Genomic DNA, 23,494 nt, shown 5'->3' with positions numbered 1-23,494 from the left:
AGCCGGAAGGTCCGGGGTCAGGCGGGTTTGCGGACGTGTACGGCGAACATGGTCACCGAGAGGTGGATATCACCGGCCGCCGCACCCCGGGCCAGATCGGCGAGTAGTTTCTCGCGTTCGGCCTCGGTGATCACCCGCCGCGCCACCGCCATGGCGGAGACCCGGCTGACCAGCGCTCCGGCCCCGACCGAACGGTCCTGGATCAGCGCCTGCGAGCCGGTACTCGCCACATCCAGCCCGGCCGCGGTCAGCAGACCTGCCAGCCTGCGGCCCGAGTAGGGGTTGGTCGTCGCCGAGACGAGAGTATCCACGACCTCGCGGACCACGCGATGCTCGCCGGGGTGCACGATGGCCGATCCCCAGTCGGCATCCATCACCACGGCCCGGCCCCCGGGACGCAGTACCCGGGCGATTTCGCGCGCGGCCCGGGCGGGTGCGGTCAGATGCTGGAACACACGTTCGCACAGCACGGCGTCGAAGGCGGCGGACCCGAACGGAATGCCGTAGGCGTCACCGGAATGGAATGTGGCCGACGAACGCGCCTCGGCGGCGCGCGCCACGGCCGCGGCGAGCAGGTGCGGATCGGGTTCCACACCCGACGCCGAACCGGTGGGCCCGACCGCGTCGGCAAAGGTGATCACCTCCGATCCGGTGCCGGAGCCGATATCGACCGCGTGCTCACCCGGCTGCAGCGCCAGGGCCTCGTGTGCCCAGTCGCGTAGCCGGGTGAGTCCCGGAAGGGTGGCCTGTAGATCGCGGATATCGACCAGCTGGTCCTGCCCCGCGGCATCGAAACGGTCGGGGCGTAACCCGAAACTGTCCATGGGTCCGTGTCCATCCAGTGTGGTGGGTGGCTTTGTCGCCGTGTCTGGCATGGGGGCGAGCCTAATAGGTGCAGCTGGGGAAGCACATCCATAGACCGCGCACGGCCGGAGCGGAGGCGGAGGTACGCAGGGAGCACATGGCCGGAGCGGAGGCGGAGGTACGCAGGGAGCACATGGCCGGAGCGGACGCGGAGGTACGCAGGGAGCGCATGGCCGGAGCGGACGCGGAGGTACGCAGGGAGCGCATGGCCGGAGCGGACGCGGAGGTACGCCTGGTCGAGAACGGCGCGGCGGCCGTGGGATCATCGCTGGTAGTCCAGAGTGAGGAGCAGGGCATGGCCAAGTTGTGTCTGGCGCAGGAACCCGAGGCCGACGAGCTGCTCTCGGAGAGCTCACTGGCGCTGCTGATCGGGATGCTCCTGGACCAGCAGTACCCGCTCGAGCACGCTTTCCGGGGCCCCAAGAAGCTCGCCGACCGGATGGGCGGACTGGACATCCACGCGATCGCCGCCGCGGATCAGGGCGAGTTCGAGGAGTTGGCCGCGACGCCGCCCGCCATCCACCGATACGGCCGGTCCATGGCCCGGCGGATCCAGGACCTCGCCCGCTACGTGATCGAACACTACGACGGGGATGTGGCCGCGATCTGGACCGCCGGCGACCCCGACGGCAAAGAAGTACTGAAGCGGTTGAAGGCGCTGCCCGGGTACGGCGACCAGAAGGCCCGGATATTCCTGGCACTGCTCGGTAAGCAACTGGGGGTGCACCCGGCCGGGTGGGAATCGGCCGCCGGGGACTACGCCGAACCGGGTTCGCGACGCTCGGCGGCCGATATCGTGGACGGCGAGACCCTGCTCGAGGTGCGTGCCTTCAAAAAGCAGATGAAGGCTGCCGCCAAGCAGAAATGATCCCGACCTCCGCTCTGCGCGTGGATCAGCGTATTCGCGCCAGCCGGGTGAGCTCGGCGGCCAGATCGGATTCGCCGACCGGGGTCAGCGCCAGATGGCTGCCCGCGGCGAGCAGGTAGCGGCCGTCGCCGGTGAAATCCAGCCAGGTGCGATGTACCGGTGGCGGTGACATGGGGTCCTCCGGGGCCACGGCGACCGTGAAGAACCCTCGTGCGTCGATGGGCCGGTGCAGGATCTCGCGCAGCCGTTCGGCCCGGCCCGGCTGTTGCCGGCCCGGATCCGGGCAGAGGACGGCCTCCCGTGGTTCCCGCATGGCCGGAAGGGTTCCGGGTGCGGCCGGCCCGAGCACGGTGGTGAGGTGCTTACCGATATTCCGGGCGTGACAGGCCGTGACGCTCACCTGCCCCGAATGCGCGCGGATCACCGCGCCCCAGTTTCCGAAGGCGACGGCGAGCGCGAGGATCGGGTCGGGCCGGCGCCGGTCGCCATCGAACTCATCGCCGAAGACGGTGACCCGGGTGACATCGGTGCGGGCGAGGAAACGCAGCGTACCGGTGAGATCGGCATCGCTGTTGGGCGGAAACCGGGAGTCCAGCCCCAGCGCGGCCCGTGCGCTCTCGGTGCCGACGGTGGCCCGGGGAGCCAGATCGATGGGGTGGGGCCGCCGGTCGAGCCCGGTCTCGGTCTGCCAGATATGACCGAACTCGTCCGGCGTGAACACCCAATCCATCAGCGGTTCCCGTCACCCGGTGGGGTTCTGTCCGGGTCCTCGGTCCCGGTGTACTCACCGAAGACCGGCGGGACGGCGGGCGGGGCAGCGGTCAACTGCTCGTTCGGCCTGTGTAGATAGTCCGGACTGCTGCGTTCGCCATCGGGTGCGCGTGAGGGCACCGGTCCGGGGGCGGCCGGCAGCGGGAATCCGCTCGGCCGCACCGTCCGGGTCCAGGGAGGTTCGGATTTCTGGTTCGTTGCCGCGTCCGTCCCGGCGCCCGTGGGAGCGAGTGATTCACGTGCCGCTTCGGTGGTCGGGCGGGACGGGACCGAGCGGGCTATCTGTTCGCTCTGACCGGATCGCTGGGCCGCCGCGGCACCCGCGTCGGAATCGGTTGCGGTGAGGGCGGGTTGGGGCGCGGCCGGTGTCGCCGAGCCGACCGGGGCCGGTCGGTGACCGCCGTGCGGGGCAGCGGGGGTGGTATCGGCGCGGCCGGTTGTTTCTGCCGGACTCCATCCGGCCGCCGCGGGCGATCGCGGCGGTACCGCCGCGGGAGTGGGGTTCGGATCGCCTCGGTCCGGAAACCCGGCCGCCTGCGGTATCGGGCCCGGCGTCCGGAGGGGACCGGGGGAGCCGGCGCTGCCCGCGGTGCCGCGGTCCGTGATGGGCGCAGTGGACAGCGCGGCCGGGGCGGTGGCGGCCGCCGCCGTGCCCGCCGAACCGGCAGTGTTGCTTCCCGGTGGGGAGACGGACGGATTCACTACTGCGCCGGAAGGCAGCGTTGCTGTTTCGGAAGGCGGCGTTGCCGTAGGGGGAAGTGGCGCCGACGTATCGGGAGGTAGCGCCGGTGTACCGGAAAACGGTGCCGGCACATCGGGAGAGGACTCGGAGGCCTCGGGAGAGGGCGCCGGTGCCGCGGGAGAAGACCCGGGTGCCGCGGTCTCGGTGTCCGGCCGCGGTGTTGCTGCCGGTGAATCGTCGCTTTCTCCGCCGCGTACGGCGACGGGAGCTTCGGGATCCGGCTCGGCGCGGCCCGGGTCGGGATCACCGCCCGGCTCTTTCGGGTTGCCGTCCGGCGCGGACGCCGGGCTCGCCGACTGCGGCGGGGCGACCGCCTCCTCCGACGGGGTGCGGCTGGGCCGGGATTCCGCGAACGGCGGCGCCGCGGGTGTGTCCGGCCGTGCCGGTGCCCCGGCGACGGGTGGCTCGCCTTGCGGAGCCCCGGCCACCGGCGCGGTGAAACGGGGGACGGCGTCGCCGCTGGCCGGGATCGTCGGGTTGTAGCCGAAGGTCATGGCGTCCTGGGCCTCGGCCGTCAGGGTCGCCGCGGCGGTGTTGTAGGCAGTGCGCCGCTGCACTCCGGCAGCCGCCTCGACAGCCGGATCCGGGTCCGGCAGATAGGGGCCGGGTGGTGGCGGGATCGCCGCGCGAACGGATTCGGCGGCGGTGGAATCGGCCGCCAGCTTCTGTTCGACGACGCGGCAGACCGCTACGGCGTCGTCGCCGGCCCGGACGAACGCGGCGGCGGCCCGTGCGGCGGCCACCGCCGCGAGCCCCGACCAGTCACCGGATAACCGGGTGAGATCGCGGGCGAATTCGTCGAAGGCCGTCTCCACCGCGGTCGCGGTATGGCCCCAGGTATCGGCGAGACGGCTCAGTTCGGCCGGCGCCAGTTCTTCGTGTACCAGGTCCCAGATCTGCTGATGGGTGTACGCGCCGAATACTTCACGGTCGGGTACGTAGGCCGGGTCTGTGCCCGCCCCCGCGGTACCCGGCTGCCCCTGCTGCGCCACTGTCGGCCCCCTTGGTTGTGCGATCCGGCGCACCGCTCCGGCACATCGGACCGCATGGTTTCAATTTTTCTGCACCCCTGCGTAATTGGACATACTGCCGCATCTCATGCGGTATCCGCCACCGTGCGGGCGATGGCCGCGCTGTTGGCGGCATCGGCCTCGAGAAAAAGAGCGGCGGCCGCCAGATACGCGGCCTTGTGCCGCAGCGCCGTCTGTTCGAAGGCACTGAGGGTGTCCAGGTACTCCTGCCCCTTCGCGGCGAAACCCCGCGTCAGTGCATGGCCCGACGGCAGCTCCGGGAACCCCCGTACCCCGGTCAGGGCGGTCGCGTCCACCCGAGCCTGCCGTATTCGCTCCGCGAGCCGGTCGCACGATTCGGCCAGGCCGCGCGCGGCCGCTTCGGTCATATGGAACTCTCCGGCCCGCGCCGCCTCGTACAGGCGGACGGCTGCCGATTGACCCAGATCTGGTACAGGCATCGTCTTCCCCCTTCGGACTCCCCACCGTGCGCTCGGAGCATAGCAGCGGAAAATGCCGTGTACCAGGGTCTTCGCGGTTCGTCGGACGGGCCCGCGGGAGCGCGGGCGACGCGGCGGACCGGACCCTGCGCCCGGCCGTGCCGACGGGCTCCGAGCGTCTGCCGGTCCACGGGGAATATTGTCCGTGGTTGTCCGGGAAATATTCTCCGGAGATCGGCGGGGAATATTCCCCGGACGTCGGCGGAAAATAACGGGTTTCAACTGTGGCCTTATTTCCCGGACGATAACGGAGAATTCGATCGGGCTACGTTTCGAATTCACCCCGGGCCGGGTAGGAGGCCGATACCACACCACCGGGCCGTCGAGAATGACCGTGCACCGCGCGACCGTGGGCGATGCGGCAGTGAAAATATGGGGTCGAGCAGGGCGGACACCCGGGTCCGCGAGACGAAGATCGTCGAAACCTTGGTGTTGCGCCCGGGGAGATGTTAATTTATTTGTTATGTCTACCAGCAGCGCCGACTCGCGGAAGGTCACCTATGTGACCGCCGCTCTCGGTCTGCGTCTGCCCCTCACCCGCGAGTTGTGTTGCCGCCGTTACCGCGGTTGAGCGATTTGGATCTCCCGGCCGCCTCGTTTCAGTTGTAGGCATATCCCGTTTCGCGGGAAATATTCATCGAGGAAATTCATATGGCTGTCCGCACCGCCGAACGCACCGCGTCGCAGGCGTCCACCGTTCGTACCCGAGTTCCTCGTCCGGTCGTAGCCCCCGACCTGCGGTTATCGGACAATCCCGCGGCGGCCGTGCTCCGGGCCGCCACCACCGGACCGGTATTCCGGGACAAGACCGCGCGGGCCACCGGATTGAGCATCGCCACCGTCAATCGCCAGGTGTCCTCGCTGCTCACCGCCGGTCTGCTGCGTGAGCGCGCCGATCTGACCGCCTCCGGCGCGGTCGGCCGGCCCCGGGTGCCGTTCGAGGTCGACCACGACACGTTCGGAACCCTCGGTGTGCACATCGGTGCGGCGTCCACCCGGATCGTGGTCTCCGATCTGCGGGGCCGGATTCTCGGCGGTCTCACCATCGCCACCCCGCAGACCGGCCAGGATTTCGCGGTCAAAACCGTCGCGCACAGCGCGAAATCCTTTCTGCAGCGCTGGTACCGGCGCACCCCGTTATGGGTCGGCGTCGCGATCGGCGGCCGGGTGGATCCCGGCACCGGTATCGTCGACCACCCGAAACTGGGCTGGCAGGCCGCGCCGGTGGGTGCGGTGTTCAGCGAGGTGCTCGGTCTCCCGGTGACGATCGCCCCGCACGTCGAGGCCATGGCCGCATCGGAACTGCTGCTGCCGGGCGTGAGCCAGGACGCGGCGGAGGACTCCGGCCGGGCCGCACACGGCAGCAGCCTCTACTTCTATGTCCGGGAAACCGCCGGGATCTCGGTGACCTTGGACGGCCGGGTGCACACGCCGAGCAACGGCCCGGGTTCGATCGCGCATCTGCCCACCGGCTCCGATGTCGAATGCTCGTGCCGCCGGCGCGGCTGCCTGGAGGCGACCGTCGGCGATCGTGGGCTCCACGCGCGCGCCGTCGGACGGGGAATCATCCCCGCGCACAACGGTAAAGCCAGCTCGAGCATCGCCGACCTCTACCGGGCGGCGGCCCGCGGTTCCGAACCGGCCCGCGAACTGCTGGCGGAACGGGCCACCGTGCTCGGCCGGACAGTGGCACTGGTCCGGGACATGCTCAACCCCGACCGGGTGGTGCTCGGCGGGCAGGCGTTCACGACCTACCGCCCCGGGCTCGCGCATGTGGCGCGTGCCTTCAACGAATCCACGATGCTGCCGCCCACGGATATCCGGGTCACCGGATACGCCTCCAAGGTGCAGGAATTCGCGGCCGTCGTCACCTCGCTGAGCGCGCTGTACGCCGATCCGCTCGCCGCGCTGCGCCGGGTCACGGCATGAGGGCGAGTCGGGCCCGGAGGCGGTAGTGCGATACCTTCGCCTGCGCTTCGGCCTCCGCGTCAGTGTGTTGACCGGTCGCCAGCGCTCGCTCATGCCCGGTGAAAGAAGCATGAGGCGCTGACGCCCGGACGTGCCCCGTGCGGCGATCGCCGCACGGGGTTTTCACGTTATTTCGCGGGGAACAGCGATTCGATCGCGGTGATGAAATACGGGAAGTGCACGGCGAACCGGTGCAGGTCCCGGTCGCCTTCGAAACCGCCGAACCAGTACAGCCCGGGATCGTCGTCGGCGGAGGGGTCGATATCGCGGAAGGTGCGGACCCAGTTGTCGGCTCGGCTCCAGACCACCATGTAGGGCAGACCGCGGGAGAACACGAGTTCGCGGTCGCCGGGTGGGATCTGCCGGCTGGTGACCTGTTCCAGACCTCGCTGCAATCCGCGGACCTGCGCGGTGAGTGTCCGGCCGAAGGCGGTGCGCACCGGCAGGAACCGCTGGGCCGCGAGCAGCGCGCCACCGGCCAGCGCGATCGCCACACCCACCAGGGCATGCCCGGCCAGTAGGGCGGCGAGGACGGTCACCGCGGCGCCGAGAACGATCAGGCCGCCGCCCAGCCATAGCGGGATCCGCCGGCGCATGGGGTCGATGAAGGCGCCGCGGTCGACGGCGTCGGTGACCATGGCCCGGCGCAGCGGTTCGGTGGGCAGTCGGCCGGGCGCGGCGAGTTCGGCCATCGTGACCGCGTCGGTACCGGGCGGCAGCAGTGCGTCGTAGACCGTCCGCTCGTAGGAGCGCAGCTGGTCGTCGGCCGGATTCACCCGGGTCAGCCGCCACTGGGTCTCACCGATGCGCGAGATCCACAGATAGTTGCGGACCGCGAGATCCACCACCGTGGCGGCGATATCGGTCGGGTCGGAGTGACCGTCGAGCAGGACCCCGGCCTCACCCGGCAGGATGCCGGCCGGGGAACTGAAGTGGGTGCGCCCACCGCTGCGCACCAACGGTTCCATCGGCTCGGCGGGGACGGATTGCCGGCGCACCCAGAAGATGTAGGCGGCCAATGCGACGAGGGCGGCCACCAGCAGGCCGAATGCGACGAGCACGGGCCCGGTCACCGCGAACGGTGAATCGCCGGGGCCGGTGATATCGGCGTTCGGCGGTACGGTGCCCGGCGGAATCTGCAGGGTCAGGTCGACCGATTCGCCCTTGCGCAGATTCGTCTGGTCCAGGTACATGACGCCGTCCGGTTCGACCCGGACCTGCGCGCAGGGCCGGGTGTTGCCGATCGGGCCCAGCAGGCATTCCACGATGCCCATCTCGAAACTGGGGCTGATGAGCGAGGCATGGATCTCGGCGAGATCGACATTGAGTACCCCGAACCAGCGGAAGACCTGACTGCCCTCGGCATCGCTGACCGTATTGCGTACCGAATAGCGGACCGTGGTCTCCCCGGGACCCGCGTCCACGGTGAACAGATCATCGGCGATCGTCGCGCTGCCCGGGCCGCTGGTCTCGATATCGGTGACCGCGAACCGGCGTTCGGAGTCCTCGCTGATCTGCACCCGCAGCGGTAGCGTCATGGTGAACCGTTCGCCGGGCGGAACAGTCACGCGCTCGGTCACTTCGAGTATGCCCTCGCGGTTCAACGTCATATCCAGATACAGGATCGAACCGACCGGCTCCTGGGCCAGGGCTGCCGGCGCGCTCGCCCCGAAAACGGCGAGTAATCCGGTCAGTGCGAGCAGTAGCGCGAGCGCGCCCCCCCGAAATGTGAGCATGACTGGTTACCTTAGACAGCTTGCTATCCTGCGTCAGCGGCTGTTGGTGTTCGGAGAAGGCGAGGGGGTCCGGGGGAGTGACGCAACCACCTTACGGGCGCGGACCGGTACCGCCCGGCAGGCAGCCGATACCACCCGGTGGCCGGCCCCCGTACGGTCCCCGGCCCGGTGGACCGCCACGTCCGCCCTATCCGCCCCAGGGTGGTGGTTATCCGCCGCCGCCCGGGCCCGGTCACCGTCCCCCGCAGCAATATCCGCACCGGCCGCCGCCGGGCTATCCCCGGCAAGGCCCGATCTCCGGTTATCGTCCGATCGTCGCCCCGCCCATGCCGCCACCGGTGCCCTATCGGGTACCCAATGCGCCGCGGCCGCGTAGCCGACGCAGCAGTGGCAGTACATTGCTGGTGGTGCTCGCGCTGATCCTGGTGCTGGTCGGCGCACTCGTGCGGGGCGCGTTGAATTCCGACGGTTTGAAAGTGCTGGGCCCGCAGCCGGAGCACAGTTACGACGCCGGTGAAACCGGTCCCGCCGAAACCGGGAACAATCCGCTACTCACCGACCCGGATGCGACGCTTGTCCCCGCGAACTGCGAATACGCGCCGTGGTCGGCGGATGAGGATACGGCCCGGGCGTTCTTCGACAGCGCCGAGAAATGCCTGGAGGCGGCCTGGCAGCCGGTGCTGGCGGATGCGGGCCTGCCGTTCGAGCCACCGACGGTGCTGGTGTCGGCGGATACCGAGGGCATCACCACGCCGTGCACCGGTTCGACCGACAACTTCGCCGCGTTCTACTGTCCGGCCAACCGGACCATCTATATGCCGGTCAGCCAGTTGCAGACCGACTACTACCACGACAACTGGGTGGTCTACCTGTCGGTGTTCGCCCACGAATACGGGCATCACATCCAGAACATGTCCGGAATCCTGCTCGCCGCCAACAGTGCCCGGGTCGACGCGGGGGCGCGCAGTCCGGAGGGGCTCGAACTGTCGCGGCGAGTGGAACTGCAGGCCAACTGTTTCGACGGTATGTATCTGATCTCCTCGGCCGACGGCGGGTCGCTCACCGATGACCAGATGACCGACGCCCGGACCGACGCCGATCACCGTGGCGATCAGCACGGCGATATGCGAGATCACGGCACCCCGGACAACGGCGGTCGCTGGTTCGGCCTGGGCGTCGAACACAATCTGACCGCCGAGTGCAACACCTTCACCGCGCCGGCCGACGCGGTGAGCTGAATCAGCCGGACGAATCCGGTTCGCGTATCCGTGCGCGGAGGTCCATCACCCACTGGGTCATTTCGGCGGGAGACCTGCCCGGGCCCATCAGCTCGGTGAGTACATGCCCGAAACATGCCGCGTCGAGCACTCTTTCGGCGACGGCCATCGGATCACCCCAGGGTAGATAGGGTTTCGCGAGCAGCAGGGAGGCGATGCCGTGCGCCGCCGCCCACAGTTCGAGCACCAGCGGGGTGGGGTCCGCGCGGTCGATGAGGCCGTCGGACATGGCCGCTTCGACCGTGGCGGCGAAGTACCGGAACGCGCCACTGGTCAGCACCATGTCCACCGCGCCCTGATGAGTGGTCGGGATGGTCGCCAGCCGGTACTGCTCGGGGTGGTCCAGGGCGAACCGTACGTAGGCGAGGCCGAGCCGGTGCAGGCGCAGCGCCGGCGGGTCCGCTGGATCCACCGCCGCCTGCATCGCGGTGTTCAGTGCTTCGAAGACCTCGGCCACCGCCGCCTCGATCAGCGCGTCCTTGTCGGCGAAGTGGCGATAGATGGAGGGTGCGCTGACCCCCACCACACCCGCGACCGCGCGGATCGATACCGCGCCGACGTCGCCGGTGCGCTCGAGCAGCTCCCGGGTGGCGGTGATGATCTCCGCGCGTAGCCGGCTTCCGTGCCCGCGTGGGGAGCGTGGCCGCCCGGTCATACGCGCACCGGTGGTTCGGCGGTCGCTCCCGGCGCGTCCACGGGCTCCTCGCTGAACCCGATCCGGTCGTGCAACCGCGCCAGCGGTTTCGGCGCCCACCAGTTGAGCGGGCCCATCAGTTTCATCAGTGCCGGAACGAGCAGGGCCCGGATCAGCGTGGCGTCGGCGAGCACCGTCAGGGTCAGGCCCAGGCCCATCAGCTGGATGAACGACACCTTGGAGGTGGTGAGGGCGCCGATCACAATGGCCATCAGCACGGCCGCGGCGGTGAAGATCCGTCCGGTGCGGGCCACCCCGACCGCGACGGCTTCGGTGTTGGCCTCCCGGGCCGACTCCGTGCCGCCGTACTCGGCGCGCCGACGCAGCCATTCCTCCCGGATCCGCGAGAGCAGGAATACCTCGTAGTCCATGGACAGCCCGAAGGCCAGGCAGAACATGAGAATCGGCATGGTCGGCACCAGATAGCCGACAGCGGTGAAGCCGAGCAGCCCCTGCAGGTGGCCGTCCTGGAAGATCCACACCATGGCGCCGAACGCGGCGGTCAGCGAGAGGGTGTTCAGCAGCAGGGCCTTCAGCGGCAGGATCAGACTGCCGGTGAACAGGAACAGCACCACGAAGGTGGACAGCACGATGAGCAGACCGGCCAGCGGCAGCCGCTCGGCCAGTGCGTCGAGCGAGTCCTCGTTCACCGCGGCCGAGCCGCCGAACAGGGCCGGGGCGGGTGGGTCGATCGCCCGCAACGCGTCCAACTGTTCCGCGCCGGCCGGGGAGAACGGGTCGACTGTGCTGTTGACGGTCAAGTACGTGCCGGTGTCGTTCGCCATACCCGGCGGAGTGGCGGCTAGCCGGTTCCCGGAGACGTACACGCCGGCGCTGGACAGCACCCCGGTGATGTTGTCGACCTCGGACAGCCGGGCGGCGTATTCGCCGACCCCGCGTTCGTCGCGATAGCCGTCCAGCACGATCGTGGTGTTGCCGCCGGGATCGGCGCGCGGGAACTCCGCCCGGATCTCGTCGCCCACCTGCCGGCTGGCCGCCGAATCGGGCAGCACCCGCTCATCGGGGTAGCCGAATTTCACCGAGAGGAACGGCGAGCCGAGCGCCAGCATGAGCGCCACGATCACCACGGAGACCGGGACCGCGGCCCGCATGACCCGCTTGACCAGGCGGTACCAGCCGGTCTGCTCCGGCACCATGGCGCCCAGCGGCTTTGGTTCGCGGCCGAACAGGCGCAGTATGGGGGCCCGCAGGTCGAGGGCGTTGACCCGGTGGCCGAGCAGTACGAGCGCGGCGGGCAGGACCACGATCGACGCGACGGCGGCCGCGATCACCACCGCGACGCCGGAGTAGGCGAACGAGCGCAGGAAGTACAGGTCGAATACGAGCATCGCCGACAGCGACAGCGCCACAGTGACCGCGGAGAACAGCACGGTGCGACCGGCGGTCTGCAGAGCCCGGACGGTGGCCGCGCGCGGGTCGCGACCGGCCGCGAGTTCCTCCCGGAACCGGCTGACGATGAACAGGCTGTAGTCGATGGCCAGTGCCAGACCCAGCGCGGTGGTGAGGTTCATCGCGTAGATGGAAACGTCGGTGAACAGGGTGAACAGCTTGAGGATCGCCAGCGTGGCGGCAATCGCGAACAGTCCGACCAGCAGCGGCAGCGAGGCGGCGACGAGACTGCCGAATACCAGGACGAGGACCACCAGGGTGAGCGGGATCGCCGCGGTCTCGGCGACGGCCAGATCGTGCGTGATCTGGTCGTTGACCTCGTGGAACGTCGCCGCGGTACCGCCGGCCCGGACGGTCACCCCGGCGGCCGTTCCGGTGACCTGCTCGCCGAGCTCGCCCGCTGCTTCCTGGATCTGGGTCTCGTCACCCGCGAAATTGACCGCGATGAGCCCGGATTCGCCGTCGGTGCTGCGCAGCACGCTCGCGACCGCCGGTGACGGCGCGGTCCAGTACGACTGGACGCTGTCGGTGTCCGGGTGGGCCCGCACGATATCGATGACCTGCAGGGCGCGGGTCCGCACCGGATCCGCGTCGACCCCGTCCGGCGATTCGACGAGGAGGATGTAGTTGGGTGCGGCGCCGTCGAAGTTGTCGGTGAGCTGCTGGGCGGCGCGGATGGATTCGGCGTCGGCGGAGACGAATCCGCCGGATTTCAGCCCGGCGGCCGCGGTGGCCCCGAAGACCCCGCACAGCAGGGCGACGGCCAGTGCGCCGATGAGTATTGCGCGCGGGTATCTCGTGGTGAACTGCGCGACGCGGATCAACATGTGGTGGCCCCCGAATCAGTAAGTTAGTGGCGTTAGCGTAACGCTGTTAACCCAGGGAGGGAAGAGGCGAGCCGGGCTGCCTGGTGGGCGGGTACCCACGCCGGGTGCGCGTTGTCGGTCTCCGCCGGTAACCTCTGGCCGTGGCTCTGTACCGGAAGTACCGACCGGCAACGTTCGCTGACGTGGTGGGCCAGGAGCATGTCACCGACCCGCTGTCTACCGCGCTCGACACCGGCCGGATCAGTCATGCCTATCTCTTCTCGGGTCCGCGCGGCTGCGGTAAGACCTCGTCGGCCCGGATCCTCGCCCGCTCGCTGAACTGCGTGCAGGGCCCCACCTCCACGCCCTGCGGCACCTGCGCCTCCTGCCTATCGCTGGCCCCGGGAGGTGGGGGCAACCTCGACGTGATCGAACTGGACGCCGCCAGCCACGGTGGTGTCGACGACACCCGCGAACTACGCGACCGGGCCTTCTACGCGCCCGCCGAATCCCGCTACCGGGTGTTCATCGTCGACGAGGCGCATATGGTCACCACGGCCGGATTCAACGCGCTGCTGAAGATCGTCGAGGAACCCCCGGCGCATCTGATCTTCGTCTTCGCCACCACCGAGCCGGACAAGGTGCTGCCGACCATCCGCTCGCGCACCCACCACTACCCCTTCCGGCTGCTGCCCCCCGCCACCATGCGCGGCCTGCTCGGCGGCATCTGCGAACAGGAGCAGGTGCCGGTGGAGGAAGCGGTGTATCCGTTGGTGATCCGCGCGGGCGGTGGCTCTCCGCGCGACAGTTTGAGTGTGCTCGACCAGTTGCTCGCCGGCGCCGGGTCCGAGGGCGTCACCTATTCGCGCGCCGTCGCACTGCTGGGGGTGACCGATGTGGCGCTGATCGACGACGCGGTCGACGCGCTGGCAGCGGGGGACGGCGCCGCCCTGTTCGGCACCGTCGACCGCGTGATGGAGGCCGGGCATGATCCGCGCCGGTTCGCGGTGGACCTGCTCGAGCGGCTGCGCGACCTGATCCTGCTGCAGGCCGTACCCGACGCCACCGAACGCGGACTCGTCGCCGCGCCCGCCGACCTGCTGGACCGGATGCGCGAGCAGGCCGCCCGGCTCGGGCCCGCGGCCCTCACCCGCTACGCCGAACTCCTGCACGCCGGGCTGGGTGAGATGCGGGGGGCCACCGCGCCGCGGCTGCTGCTCGAGGTCGTCTGCTCACGGATGCTGCTGCCCGCCGCGGACGAATCCGAGGCCGCGACCCTGCAGCGGCTGGAACAGCTGGAACGGCGGGTCGCCGCCGGTGTCGTCGCGGCCCCGGGCGCGGCGCCCGCGGGCGGGGCGCCGGCATCCGGTCCCACCGAGGCCGCCCCGGCGCCCGCGCGGCCGGCTGCCGCGTCGGACCCGTCCCGCCGCCGGGGGGCCGAAGCCCTGGCCGCCTTGCGGGAATCCAAGACCGGGCGGTCGCCGGAACGCGCGGCTGCCGCCGAGCCGCCGGCGGCCGGAGTGGCGGATGCGCCGCATCCCGCGCCCGACCGGGGCGGTCCGGACCAGGAGATGTCACCTGCCCCCGCGGGATCGGTGGATGCGGTCGACCGGGGCTCGGTGGAGCCGCGGCGTCCCGAACCCGACGGCGGTGCGGCCGAGACGGCAGCGGCCGGTCCCGCACCGGCCGCGGCGCCGCCGAAACCGGACCAGGCTCCCGAACCGGACTCGACCGGCCGCCCGGTGCAGGCGGAATACGCCCGCACCCCCGGCGCGCACACTTCGCGCGGTACGAATTCGACCCGGGCCGACAGCCCGGTGAGCCCGGAGACCGCTGCCCGTCCGCCGGTGAGTACACCACCCACCGACCGCGGGGCGGCTTCCGATATCGCCCCCGCGCCCGCGGCGGCCGGACCTGCGGCCGAACCGGCCGTGGTGGCCGAGGGGCCCGGCGCCGAATCGGCCCCCCCGGCCGGACCCGCTGCCGAATCGGATCCGGCGGCCGGCCCCGGCACCGATCCGATCGGGCCGCCCGGACCCGAGGCCGACGCGACGCCGACCGATCCGGAGTTGCTGGCCGCTGTGGAGGCCGCCTGGCCGGAGATCAAGCTCGCGGTCAAGGAGTTCGGGCCGACCATCGGCGCGATGCTCACCTCCGGGGCGTCGGTGGCCGGGGTCGAAGACGGCGAGATCGTGCTGGCCCACCATGCCGCGCTGGTCCAGCGGCTTTCGCAGCCGCAGCCGTTGTCGGCGGTCCGGTCCGCGGTGCGCGCGGTACTCGGCCGGGAACATCCGGTGCGGTGGGTCGTCGCGGGTCAGCAGGTCGCGCGGGGTCCCGGTGGACGTGAGCGGGGCGGACGCCGGGCCGGTGACTCGGAGTCGGGTGATTCCGACGGTGGTCGCCGAGGGGGTCCACAGCGCCCGGCGCCGAGCCGGGCCGCCGCGGAGGCCCCGGCCGAGCCCCGCCGGGCCGACAGCGACGGCGGGCCGCAGGCCGGTCCTGCCGGTAGTGGATCGGTGAACGGTGCGCGGACCGGCGCCGAACCGGCTCGCCGGCCGCGGTTCTCGCGGCCGAGCCAGGCCAAGGCCGGGGCCGCGGCGGCGAGCCCCTACGACGACATCCCGCCCCCGGACTATCCCGACCTGCCCGATGATCCGGGTGATCACGGTTACGCACCGCAGAGCGTGCCCGCGTCCACTCCGGAGGAGGAGCAGGAGATGCTGGCGGAGTCGGCGCAGCCGGTCGCGCCGGGTGATCGGCGCGACCCGGACGAGGTTGCTCTGCGGCTACTGGCCAGTGAGCTGGGCGCCACCCCGTTGAACGGTTGACAAGCACCGTCTCGACCACGTTAAGTTAACCGGAGTTCGCATCCGGCGGTACGATGGGCGGGTAGCTGCGGACTTCGGCGAGACGAGGTTCTATGGTGGGCCGTGAGGTACGGGCTGCTCGGTACCCCCTCGGCGACCCGTGCCGTGGTTTGTACAGCGTATGCCCGCGCGGGTGACCGGCCCGTCAGCGCTGCTCAACTGAATACGGACGGTCGGTCGAACGGCCGGTCGGCGAGGTAACTCGCGTCCGCTCCGCCTGGTGCGGGTGGGCGTATTCCTAGGAAGGGACATTCCGATATGACCACAGAGGCCTACATTTACGAGGCCATCCGCACCCCGCGCGGCCGCAACAAGAAGGGGTCGCTGCACTCGGTCAAGCCGATCGATCTCACCACCGGGCTGGTGCAGGAGCTGCGCAACCGCTTCCCGAACCTCGACGAGGACCGGATCTCCGACCTCATCCTCGGTGTCGTCTCCCCGGTCGGTGACCAGGGCTCCGATATCGCCCGCACCACCGTGCTGACCGCCGGCCTGCCGCAGACCGTCGGAGGCGTGCAGATCAACCGCTTCTGTGCCTCCGGCCTGGAAGCCGTGAACATGGCCGCCCAGAAGGTGCGCTCCGGCTTCGAGGACCTGGTCCTGGCCGGCGGTGTCGAGTCCATGTCCCGCGTGCCCATGGGCTCCGACGGCGGCGCCTGGATGCTCGATCCGGCCACCAACTACGACACCTACGTCGTACCGCAGGGCATCAGCGCCGACCTCATCGCCAGCATCGAGGGCTTCTCCCGCGAGGACGTCGATGCCTACGCCGTGCGCTCGCAGGACCTGGCCGCCAAGGCGACCACCGGCGGCTACTTCGCCAAGTCGATCGTCCCGGTCAAGGACATCAACGGCCTGACCGTCCTGGACACCGACGAGCACATGCGGCCCGGCACCACCCTGGAGGACCTGGCCAAGCTGAACCCGTCCTTCGCCGGGATCGGTGAAATGGGCGGCTTCGACGCGGTGGCGCTGCAGAAGTACCACTTCGTGGAGAAGATCGACCACGTCCACCACGGCGGCAACAGCTCCGGCATCGTCGATGGTGCGGCGCTGGTCCTGGTCGGCACCGAGGAGGCCGGCAAGGCCTCGGGCCTGACCCCGCGGGCCCGTATCGTCGCCACCGCGACCAGCGGTGCGGACAGCACCATCATGCTCACCGGCCCCACCCCGGCGTCGCAGAAGGTACTGGCCAAGGCCGGTCTGACCGTCGACGACATCGACCTGTTCGAGATCAACGAAGCCTTCGCCTCGGTGGTGCTGAAGTTCCAGAAGGACCTGCAGATCCCCGACGAGAAGCTCAACGTCAACGGCGGCGCCATCGCCATGGGCCACCCGCTCGGCGCCACCGGCGCCATGATCACCGGCACCATGGTCGACGAGCTGGAGCGTCGCAACGCCCGCTACGCCTTGATCACGCTGTGCATCGGCGGCGGCATGGGTGTGGCCACCATCATCGAGCGCGTCTGACGCCCCCCGACCCCTTATCTTCACGAGGAGACAGAAAAACCGTGAGCGAAGCCAACATGATCGGTTGGGAGAAGGATTCGGACGGCATCGTCGTGTTGACGATGGACGACCCGAACCAGGGCGCCAACACCATGAACGACCTCTACAAGAAGTCGATGACCGCGACGGTCGAGCGGCTCGAGGCCGAGAAGGACGACATCACCGGTGTCGTGCTGACCTCCGCGAAGAAGACCTTCTTCGCCGGCGGCGACCTGAAGAACATGATGCAGGTCGGACCGGACAACGGGCCCGAACTGATGGCCGAGCTGACCGAGATCAAGTCGGCGCTGCGCCGCCTGGAGACCCTCGGCAAGCCGGTCGTGTCCGCCATCAACGGTGCCGCGCTCGGCGGTGGCCTCGAGATCGCGCTCGCGACCCACCACCGGATCGCGGCCGATGTCCGCGGCTCCCAGATCGGCCTGCCCGAGGCCACTCTGGGCCTGCTGCCCGCCGGTGGCGGCATCATCCGCACCGTGCGCATGCTGGGTCTGCAGAACGCGCTCATGGGCGTGCTGCTGCAGGGCCAGCGCAACAAGCCGGCCAAGGCCAAGGAGATCGGCCTGGTCGACGAGCTGGTCGGCTCGATCGAGGAACTGGTACCCGCCGCCAAGGCGTGGATCAAGGCCAACCCCGAGGGCGGCGTCCAGCCGTGGGACAAGAAGGGCTTCAAGATTCCCGGCGGCACTCCCGCCAGCCCGTCGTTCGCCGCGACCCTGCCCGCGTTCCCGGCCAACCTGCGCAAGCAGCTCAAGGGTGCCAATATGCCCGCCCCGCGCGCCATCATGGCCGCGGCGGTCGAGGGCTCGCAGGTCGATATCGACAATGCGTCCCTGATCGAATCGCGTTACTTCGTGCACCTGCTCACCGGGCCGGTCGCCAAGAACATGATCCAGGCGTTCTTCTTCGACCTGCAGACCATCAACAACGGTGGTTCGCGTCCCAAGGATGTGCCGAAGAAGGAGATCAAGAAGGTCGGCGTGCTCGGCGCGGGCATGATGGGCGCCGGTATCGCCTACGTGTCGGCGAAGGCCGGCTACGAGGTCGTACTCAAGGACGTGAGCATCGAGGCGGCCGAGCGCGGCAAGGGCTACTCGGAGAAGATCGAGGCCAAGGCGCTGTCCCGGGGCAAGACCACCGAGGAGAAGTCCAAGGCGCTGCTCGACCGCATCAAGCCGACCGCCGACGCGGCCGATTTCGCCGGTGTCGATTTCGTGATCGAAGCCGTCTTCGAGAGCACCGAGCTCAAGCACAAGGTCTTCCAGGAGATCGAGGACATCGTCACCCCCGACGCGCTCCTCGGCTCCAACACCTCGACCCTGCCGATCACCGGCCTGGCCGAGGGCGTGAAGCGCCAGGAAGACTTCATCGGCATCCACTTCTTCTCGCCGGTCGACAAGATGCCGCTGGTGGAGATCATCAAGGGTGAGCGGACCTCCGACGAGGCCCTGGCCCGGGTATTCGACTACACCCTCGCCATCAAGAAGACCCCGATCGTGGTCAACGACAGCCGCGGCTTCTTCACCTCCCGGGTGATCGGCACTTTCGTCAACGAGGCGATCGCCATGCTGGGCGAGGGTATCGAGCCCGCGACCATCGAGCAGGCCGGTTCGCAGGCGGGCTACCCGGCGCCGCCGCTGCAGCTGACCGACGAGCTGAACATGAAGCTCATGCAGAAGATCGCCAAGGAGACCGCCGACGCGCTCGCCGCCGGTGACGCGGCCATGGGCACCGAACGGCACCCCGCCCTCGACGTGATCGACTACATGATCGAGCAGGGGCGCCCGGGCCGGCTGGAGAAGGCCGGCTTCTACGAGTACGACGAGAACGGCAAGCGGCTCAACATCTGGCCGCAGCTGCGTGAGCACTTCAAGACCACCGCCGGTTTCGACGTGCCGCTGCAGGATCTGATCGACCGCATGCTGTTCGCCGAGGCCCTCGAAACCCAGAAGTGTTTCGACGAAGGTGTTCTGGAGTCCACCGCGGACGCCAATATCGGCTCCATCTTCGGTATCGGATTCCCGGCCTGGACCGGTGGTGTGCACCAGTACATCGTCGGCTACCCCGGCGGCCAGGAGGCCTTCGTGGCCCGCGCCGACGAGCTGGCGAAGAAGTACGGCAAGCGCTTCGAGGTCCCGGCTTCGCTGCGCAAGTAGGTTCCGGGGCGGCCGGCCCGGGTGGCCGGTCGCGCTGATCCGCTCGGCACAACCCGCCGCACCGTGAGGTGCGGCGGGTTGTGTTGTTTCCATCGGAAGCCTGGGCCGCCGCAGTGTCGGGCTCCGCCCGCGTTACCGCATCGGAACAGATCCGGAATATCGGGTCGGACCGGCCATCCGCGCCGGCGCGCAATATCGGAATACTGTGGATGCCTGGGGATAATTGCGCCCCTCCCGCGCAGGTGGCCGCGGCGGGTCGGCCCGCGAGGGCGCTGTTCGCGGCCGGGTGCCGAGCCCGGTCGGCGGCCCGGCGGAGGCGCACCGCAACCCCGGGACAGGACACGCGAGCCGGGTGAAACCACCCATCGGGGTATCGGGCGCGCTACGTTGGAAGTGAGGACCGGAACGGTTGTCGCGGCGTGATTCGCCACCGCAGCCGATTCGTTACGAGTGCGAGGTGGTGAGATGACTCCACGAACGCGTTCGGGCCCCGGGGGCCGCGAATCGGATAACGCCTACGTCGCTCCCGACGCCGCCGGTCCGGCGGATTCCGCTGCCTCCGAGAACCACGCTGTGCCGCAGGATGCCGAAGCCCATGCGGAATCGGCCGACCGCGGCGCCGTGCGGAGTGTGACGCCCGAACCCACCATGGGGGTCGCCGCCCCCACCGAAGCCGATCCGCAGGAAGCGGAACGGATAGCCGAGGAACTCGCGGCCCTGGGGTTCACCGAAGCCCACGAGATCGGTCGCGGCGGGTTCGGGGTCGTGTACCGGTGTGTGCAGCGGGCCCTGGACCGCGTGGTCGCGGTAAAGGTGCTCTCCTCCGATCTCGATCCCGAGAGCCGGGAGCGGTTCCTGCGTGAGGAACACGCCATGGGCCGGCTGTCCGGGCACCCGAATATCGTCGACATCCTGCAGGTCGATGTGACCGCCAGCGGACTGCCGTTCATCGTGATGCCGTTCGCCACGCACGGGTCGCTGGAACGGCTCATTCACGAGACGGGCCCGCTGAGCTGGGCCGATACCCTCAGGGTCGGGGTGAAACTGGCCGGTGCCATCGAGAGCGCGCATCGGACGCGGATCCTGCACCGGGATGTGAAGCCGGCCAATGTGCTGCTCAGCTCCTATGGTGAGCCGCAGCTCACCGATTTCGGGATCGCCCGGATGCCCGGGGGTTTCCGCACGTCGAGCAGCCAGATCACCGGTTCGCCCGCGTTCACCGCCCCCGAAGTCCTCAAGGGCGCCGACCCCACCGTCCGCTCCGATGTGTACGGGCTCGGCGCGACCCTTTTCGCCCTGCTCACCGGCCATGCCGCGTTCGAGAGGCAGGCGGGGGAGCGGGTGGTCGCGCAGTTCCTCCGCATCACCACTCAACCGGTGCCGGATCTGCGGGAGCAGGACATTCCCGCCGATGTGGCGGCGGTGATCGAACAGGCCATGGCCCAGGAACCGGAGGAACGGCCGGCATCGGCCTACGAGTTCGGCGAGATGCTGCGCGCGGTACAGATCGCACACGATCAGGTCCCCGACGAGATGGCGCTGCTGGATCCCGAGGTCACGGCGGTCGATGCCGTGCCGCCCGGCCACGACCGGGCGCCGGCCGTGACCGCGCGGCGCAGCTGGCCGCTGCTGCCGCCGACACTCGCGGGGCGTAAGGGCGCCGACGACGCCGGATCCGGCGCGTTCGGTGTCCCCGGAACGCGCAAGCCCAGGCCGGGGTCGGGCCCGCACAGCAGCGCATCGGGCCGTCTCGGCAGCTCCGGCCATGCGCTGGAACATTCACCGGCCACGCTGCCGCCGAGTCCGGCCACCAAGTTCCGCCCGCCCACCCCGCCCCGGGAACCGGTGCGCCGGCCGCGCTTGCTGGACATTCTGCGTGAAGGTGTCGGCCGCCGGCTCACCGTGATCCACGCGCCGGCCGGTTTCGGTAAGAGCGTGCTGGCCGCGCAGTGGCGCGATGAACTCGCCGGACTCGATATCCCGGTCGCCTGGATAGGCATCGACAGCCGCGACGACAACGAGGTCTGGTTCCTGGCCCATCTGATCGAGGCCGTCAACCGGATCCGTCCCGAGATCGGTACCGGGCTGTGCCAGATGCTCGAGGAGCGACCCGCCGATACCGTCGCGTTCGCGATTTCGAGCCTGATCGACGAACTGCACACCAGCGGAAAGCCGGTGGTCGTGATCATCGACGACTGGCACCGGCTCACCGATCCGGGCGCCCTACGGGTGTTGTCGGCACTACTCGACAGCGGCTGCCATCATCTGCGGTTCGTGGTGACCAGCCGGGACCCCTCTGACCTGCCGATGGGCCGGATGCGGATGAACGACGAACTGGTGCAGATAGATTCCGAGCAACTGCGCCTGACCCGCGCCGAGATCGGCGAGATCCTGGTGCAGCGCAACGGGTTCTCGCTCGATACCGGCCAGCTCGACCGGGTGTACGCCGCCACCGACGGCTGGCCCGCCGCGATCCAGCTGATCAGCCTCGCGCTGCGCGACGACCCGGACCCCGGGGACCTGTTGAATCGTATGTCCGAAGGCGGGCACGGTATCCGCGAGTACCTCGCCGAGAACGTGCTGGACACCTTGGAACCGGAGATGCTGGACTTCCTGTCCGATTTCGCGGTGATCGAGCATGCGAACGGGTCCCTGGCCATCGCTGTCACCGATAGCGACGAGGCCCCGCGCCTGCTGGAGCAGGCCGAGCGGCGGGAATTGTTCGTGCGCCGCACCGACGAGGATCCCGAGTGGTACCGGATGCAGCCGCTGTTCGCCGAATATCTGCGGGCGCGACTGGAACGGACCCGGCCGGGCCGGATGAAGACGCTGCACCGGCGGGCCGCGCGCTGGTTCGCCGAACATCAGCTGCTGCGCCGGGCGGTGGATCATTCGCTGGCCGGCACCGACTTCAAAACCGCGCTCGACCTGCTGGAGAACGGCGGTATGGATCTGATCGACGGTTCGCGGGTGGCGACGCTGCTCGGGTCCGTCTCCAAACTGCCCGTGCAGCAGGTGGCTTCGCGGTCGAAACTGCTGATGGCAGTGGCGCGCGCGAATGTGAACCTACAGCAGTCCACCGCGGCGCGCTCGGCCCTCAACCGGCTGTCCAATGTACTGTCCCGGAGTCCGGAGGACGACAGCGATGTACGCACCCAGCGTTGCCAGGCCGCGGTGCTCGCCGCCTCCGACGAGATCTCCCACGACCGCACCGCCGGTGTGCTCGAGCAGGTCGCCGAACCACTGAAGCATCCCGACGAGCTCCCGGCGTGGACGGTGGCGACCGCGGCGAATATCAGCGCCTACGTCCGGCTCTGCGAATTCGACTATCCGGCAGCGGCAGCCACGCTGGAGTGGGCGCGGCCGTATCAGGAGCGGTCCCGCGAACCGCTCGGCGAGATCTTCGCCTGGTGCGGCCGCGGACTCCTCGCCTACGAACAACTCGATATCCCGTCCGCGCTGAGCGCCTACCGGCAGGCCTATGACATCGCGCAAACCCGGTCCGGGCCCCGCTCACACGGCGTGCGGGCGGTCGCCGGGCTCCTCGGTGAATTGGAGTACCGGCGCGGTGACCTCAGTGCCGCCGAGGAACTGTTCGACGAGAGTTATCAGCTGGTCGCACGGATCGGCCCGATCGAATCACTGATCGCCACCATTGTGACCGGCGCCCGGGTGAAGGCGCTGCGCGGCGATCTCACAGCGGCGGCGGTGCGCCTGGCCGAGGGAGCGCGGATCGCCGCCGATCACCAGCTGTCCCGGCTGGCCGCCCATATCCGGGCCGAGCAGATCCGGCTGGGCATAGTGCAGCCGGGTCCGGGCGACCGGCCGGAAGCCGCGGACAGCACCGCGCGCGGCCTGGCGAGATTGTCCGGGCGCGACCGCGGCCCCGGCCCCGACGGTGCGCCGACCGTGCTGAATATCGAAGCCGGCGAGGTCACCGTGATCCGCGCGCTACTCGAATCCGGTGACCGGCAGGATCACGAGCGCGCGGCCCGCCATGCCCGTGCCCTCTACGGGCGCACCGGCGAACAACAGCGACCCCGAGCCCAGCTCGATATGTCGCTGCTGCTCGCCGAATGCCTGGCCACCGCGGGCTGGGTGGGCGAATCGGCCGCCCTGTTGGCGCCGGCGGTCTCCACCTGCGCAGAACTCGGCTGGACCCGGCCGCTACTGGATGCCGGGCCCGCGGTCCGCGAGATCCTGCGCGTGGTGCGCGACGACCTGCCGGTCACCACGCCGGACGGAACGGACACGGTCCGCACCCTCGGTGAGATCCGTGTCCCGATCCGTTTCCTCGACGAACTGCTCAGCTGAGCAGC

General features: G+C 69.7%; 14 protein-coding genes. 7 read left to right on the top strand and 7 right to left on the bottom strand.

Going from position 1 to position 23,494, the window contains the following annotated elements; genetic code table 11:
• Positions 1-17: 17 nt before the first annotated feature.
• Entirely contained in the window at positions 18-824 is an 807-nt protein-coding gene (locus IG75_RS0127605; RefSeq protein ID WP_030524263.1) for a methyltransferase domain-containing protein, read from the bottom strand.
• 335 nt (positions 825-1,159) lie between these two features.
• On the opposite strand from IG75_RS0127605, the gene IG75_RS0127600 reads away from it, so the two are divergent.
• Positions 1,160-1,732, top strand: coding sequence for an HhH-GPD-type base excision DNA repair protein (locus IG75_RS0127600; protein ID WP_030524262.1), 573 nt, complete (start codon positions 1,160-1,162; stop codon positions 1,730-1,732).
• A gap of 25 nt (positions 1,733-1,757) precedes the next feature.
• Here IG75_RS0127600 and IG75_RS0127595 read toward each other — a convergent pair whose 3' ends face one another.
• From IG75_RS0127595 to IG75_RS0127585, 3 genes are all read right to left on the bottom strand, one after another.
• Positions 1,758-2,462 carry an ESX secretion-associated protein EspG gene (locus IG75_RS0127595; protein ID WP_030524261.1) on the bottom strand — a complete coding sequence of 235 codons (705 nt, stop codon included), beginning with the start codon at positions 2,460-2,462 and terminating at the stop codon, positions 1,758-1,760.
• Positions 2,462-4,237 carry a hypothetical protein gene (locus IG75_RS39940; RefSeq protein WP_063834198.1) on the bottom strand — a complete coding sequence of 592 codons (1,776 nt, stop codon included), beginning with the start codon at positions 4,235-4,237 and terminating at the stop codon, positions 2,462-2,464. Before IG75_RS39940 ends, IG75_RS0127595 begins: the two co-directional genes overlap by 1 nt.
• A gap of 104 nt (positions 4,238-4,341) precedes the next feature.
• Entirely contained in the window at positions 4,342-4,716 is a 375-nt protein-coding gene (locus tag IG75_RS0127585) for a hypothetical protein (RefSeq protein ID WP_030524259.1), read from the bottom strand.
• A 690-nt stretch (positions 4,717-5,406) separates the two neighbouring features.
• Between IG75_RS0127585 and IG75_RS0127580 the strand changes: the two genes are divergently transcribed.
• Positions 5,407-6,684, top strand: a complete 1,278-nt coding sequence (locus tag IG75_RS0127580) for an ROK family protein (protein ID WP_030524258.1) — start codon at positions 5,407-5,409, stop codon at positions 6,682-6,684.
• Positions 6,685-6,851: 167 nt separating this feature from the next.
• Here IG75_RS0127580 and IG75_RS0127575 read toward each other — a convergent pair whose 3' ends face one another.
• Positions 6,852-8,459: a DUF2207 family protein gene (locus IG75_RS0127575; RefSeq protein ID WP_030524257.1), complete on the bottom strand. Its 1,608-nt coding sequence runs from the start codon at positions 8,457-8,459 to the stop codon at positions 6,852-6,854.
• A 407-nt stretch (positions 8,460-8,866) separates the two neighbouring features.
• On the opposite strand from IG75_RS0127575, the gene IG75_RS0127570 reads away from it, so the two are divergent.
• A complete protein-coding gene (locus IG75_RS0127570; protein WP_245713251.1) occupies positions 8,867-9,697 on the top strand; it encodes a neutral zinc metallopeptidase in 831 nt (276 codons plus the stop codon).
• 1 nt (position 9,698) lies between these two features.
• Here the strand turns inward: IG75_RS0127570 and IG75_RS0127565 are convergent, their stop codons facing one another.
• Together IG75_RS0127565 and IG75_RS0127560 are read right to left on the bottom strand one after the other, a co-directional pair.
• Positions 9,699-10,391 (bottom strand): TetR/AcrR family transcriptional regulator, encoded by a 693-nt coding sequence (locus tag IG75_RS0127565; RefSeq protein WP_030524255.1) that lies wholly within the window; start codon positions 10,389-10,391, stop codon positions 9,699-9,701.
• On the bottom strand, positions 10,388-12,667 hold the full coding sequence (locus IG75_RS0127560; protein WP_036515342.1) for an MMPL family transporter: 2,280 nt from the start codon (positions 12,665-12,667) through the stop codon (positions 10,388-10,390). The genes IG75_RS0127565 and IG75_RS0127560 overlap by 4 nt, the downstream gene beginning before the upstream one ends.
• A 140-nt stretch (positions 12,668-12,807) precedes the next feature.
• Between IG75_RS0127560 and IG75_RS0127555 the strand changes: the two genes are divergently transcribed.
• The 4 genes from IG75_RS0127555 (at position 12,808) to IG75_RS0127540 (ending at position 23,489) form a co-directional block, all read left to right on the top strand.
• Positions 12,808-15,474 carry a DNA polymerase III subunit gamma and tau gene (locus IG75_RS0127555; RefSeq protein WP_030524253.1) on the top strand — a complete coding sequence of 889 codons (2,667 nt, stop codon included), beginning with the start codon at positions 12,808-12,810 and terminating at the stop codon, positions 15,472-15,474.
• A 297-nt stretch (positions 15,475-15,771) separates the two neighbouring features.
• Complete coding sequence (locus IG75_RS0127550) at positions 15,772-16,983, top strand: acetyl-CoA C-acetyltransferase (RefSeq protein WP_030524252.1); 1,212 nt, start codon at positions 15,772-15,774, stop codon at positions 16,981-16,983.
• A gap of 41 nt (positions 16,984-17,024) precedes the next feature.
• A complete protein-coding gene (locus IG75_RS0127545; protein WP_030524251.1) occupies positions 17,025-19,175 on the top strand; it encodes a 3-hydroxyacyl-CoA dehydrogenase NAD-binding domain-containing protein in 2,151 nt (716 codons plus the stop codon).
• 648 nt (positions 19,176-19,823) lie between these two features.
• Positions 19,824-23,489, top strand: coding sequence for a serine/threonine-protein kinase (locus IG75_RS0127540; RefSeq protein ID WP_030524250.1), 3,666 nt, complete (start codon positions 19,824-19,826; stop codon positions 23,487-23,489).
• The last annotated feature ends 5 nt before the right edge of the window (positions 23,490-23,494 follow it).

Source organism: Nocardia rhamnosiphila NBRC 108938, from assembly GCF_000720425.1.
In the GTDB taxonomy this organism is placed as follows: domain Bacteria; phylum Actinomycetota; class Actinomycetes; order Mycobacteriales; family Mycobacteriaceae; genus Nocardia; species Nocardia rhamnosiphila.
This window is presented reverse-complemented; position numbering and strand designations above follow the sequence as displayed.

Bases quoted from the DNA above. Each gene is read 5' to 3' on its own strand.
- IG75_RS0127595 (WP_030524261.1), bottom strand. From the start codon at position 2,462: ATGGATTGGGTGTTCACGCCGGACGAGTTCGGTCATATCTGGCAGACC.
- IG75_RS0127585 (WP_030524259.1), bottom strand. From the start codon at position 4,716: ATGCCTGTACCAGATCTGGGTCAATCGGCAGCCGTCCGCCTGTACGAG.
- IG75_RS0127605 (WP_030524263.1), bottom strand. From the start codon at position 824: ATGGACAGTTTCGGGTTACGCCCCGACCGTTTCGATGCCGCGGGGCAG.
- IG75_RS0127550 (WP_030524252.1), top strand. From the start codon at position 15,772: ATGACCACAGAGGCCTACATTTACGAGGCCATCCGCACCCCGCGCGGC.
- IG75_RS0127575 (WP_030524257.1), bottom strand. From the start codon at position 8,459: ATGCTCACATTTCGGGGGGGCGCGCTCGCGCTACTGCTCGCACTGACC.
- IG75_RS0127560 (WP_036515342.1), bottom strand. From the start codon at position 12,667: ATGTTGATCCGCGTCGCGCAGTTCACCACGAGATACCCGCGCGCAATA.
- IG75_RS0127540 (WP_030524250.1), top strand. From the start codon at position 19,824: ATGGGGGTCGCCGCCCCCACCGAAGCCGATCCGCAGGAAGCGGAACGG.
- IG75_RS0127565 (WP_030524255.1), bottom strand. From the start codon at position 10,391: ATGACCGGGCGGCCACGCTCCCCACGCGGGCACGGAAGCCGGCTACGC.
- IG75_RS0127580 (WP_030524258.1), top strand. From the start codon at position 5,407: ATGGCTGTCCGCACCGCCGAACGCACCGCGTCGCAGGCGTCCACCGTT.
- IG75_RS0127600 (WP_030524262.1), top strand. From the start codon at position 1,160: ATGGCCAAGTTGTGTCTGGCGCAGGAACCCGAGGCCGACGAGCTGCTC.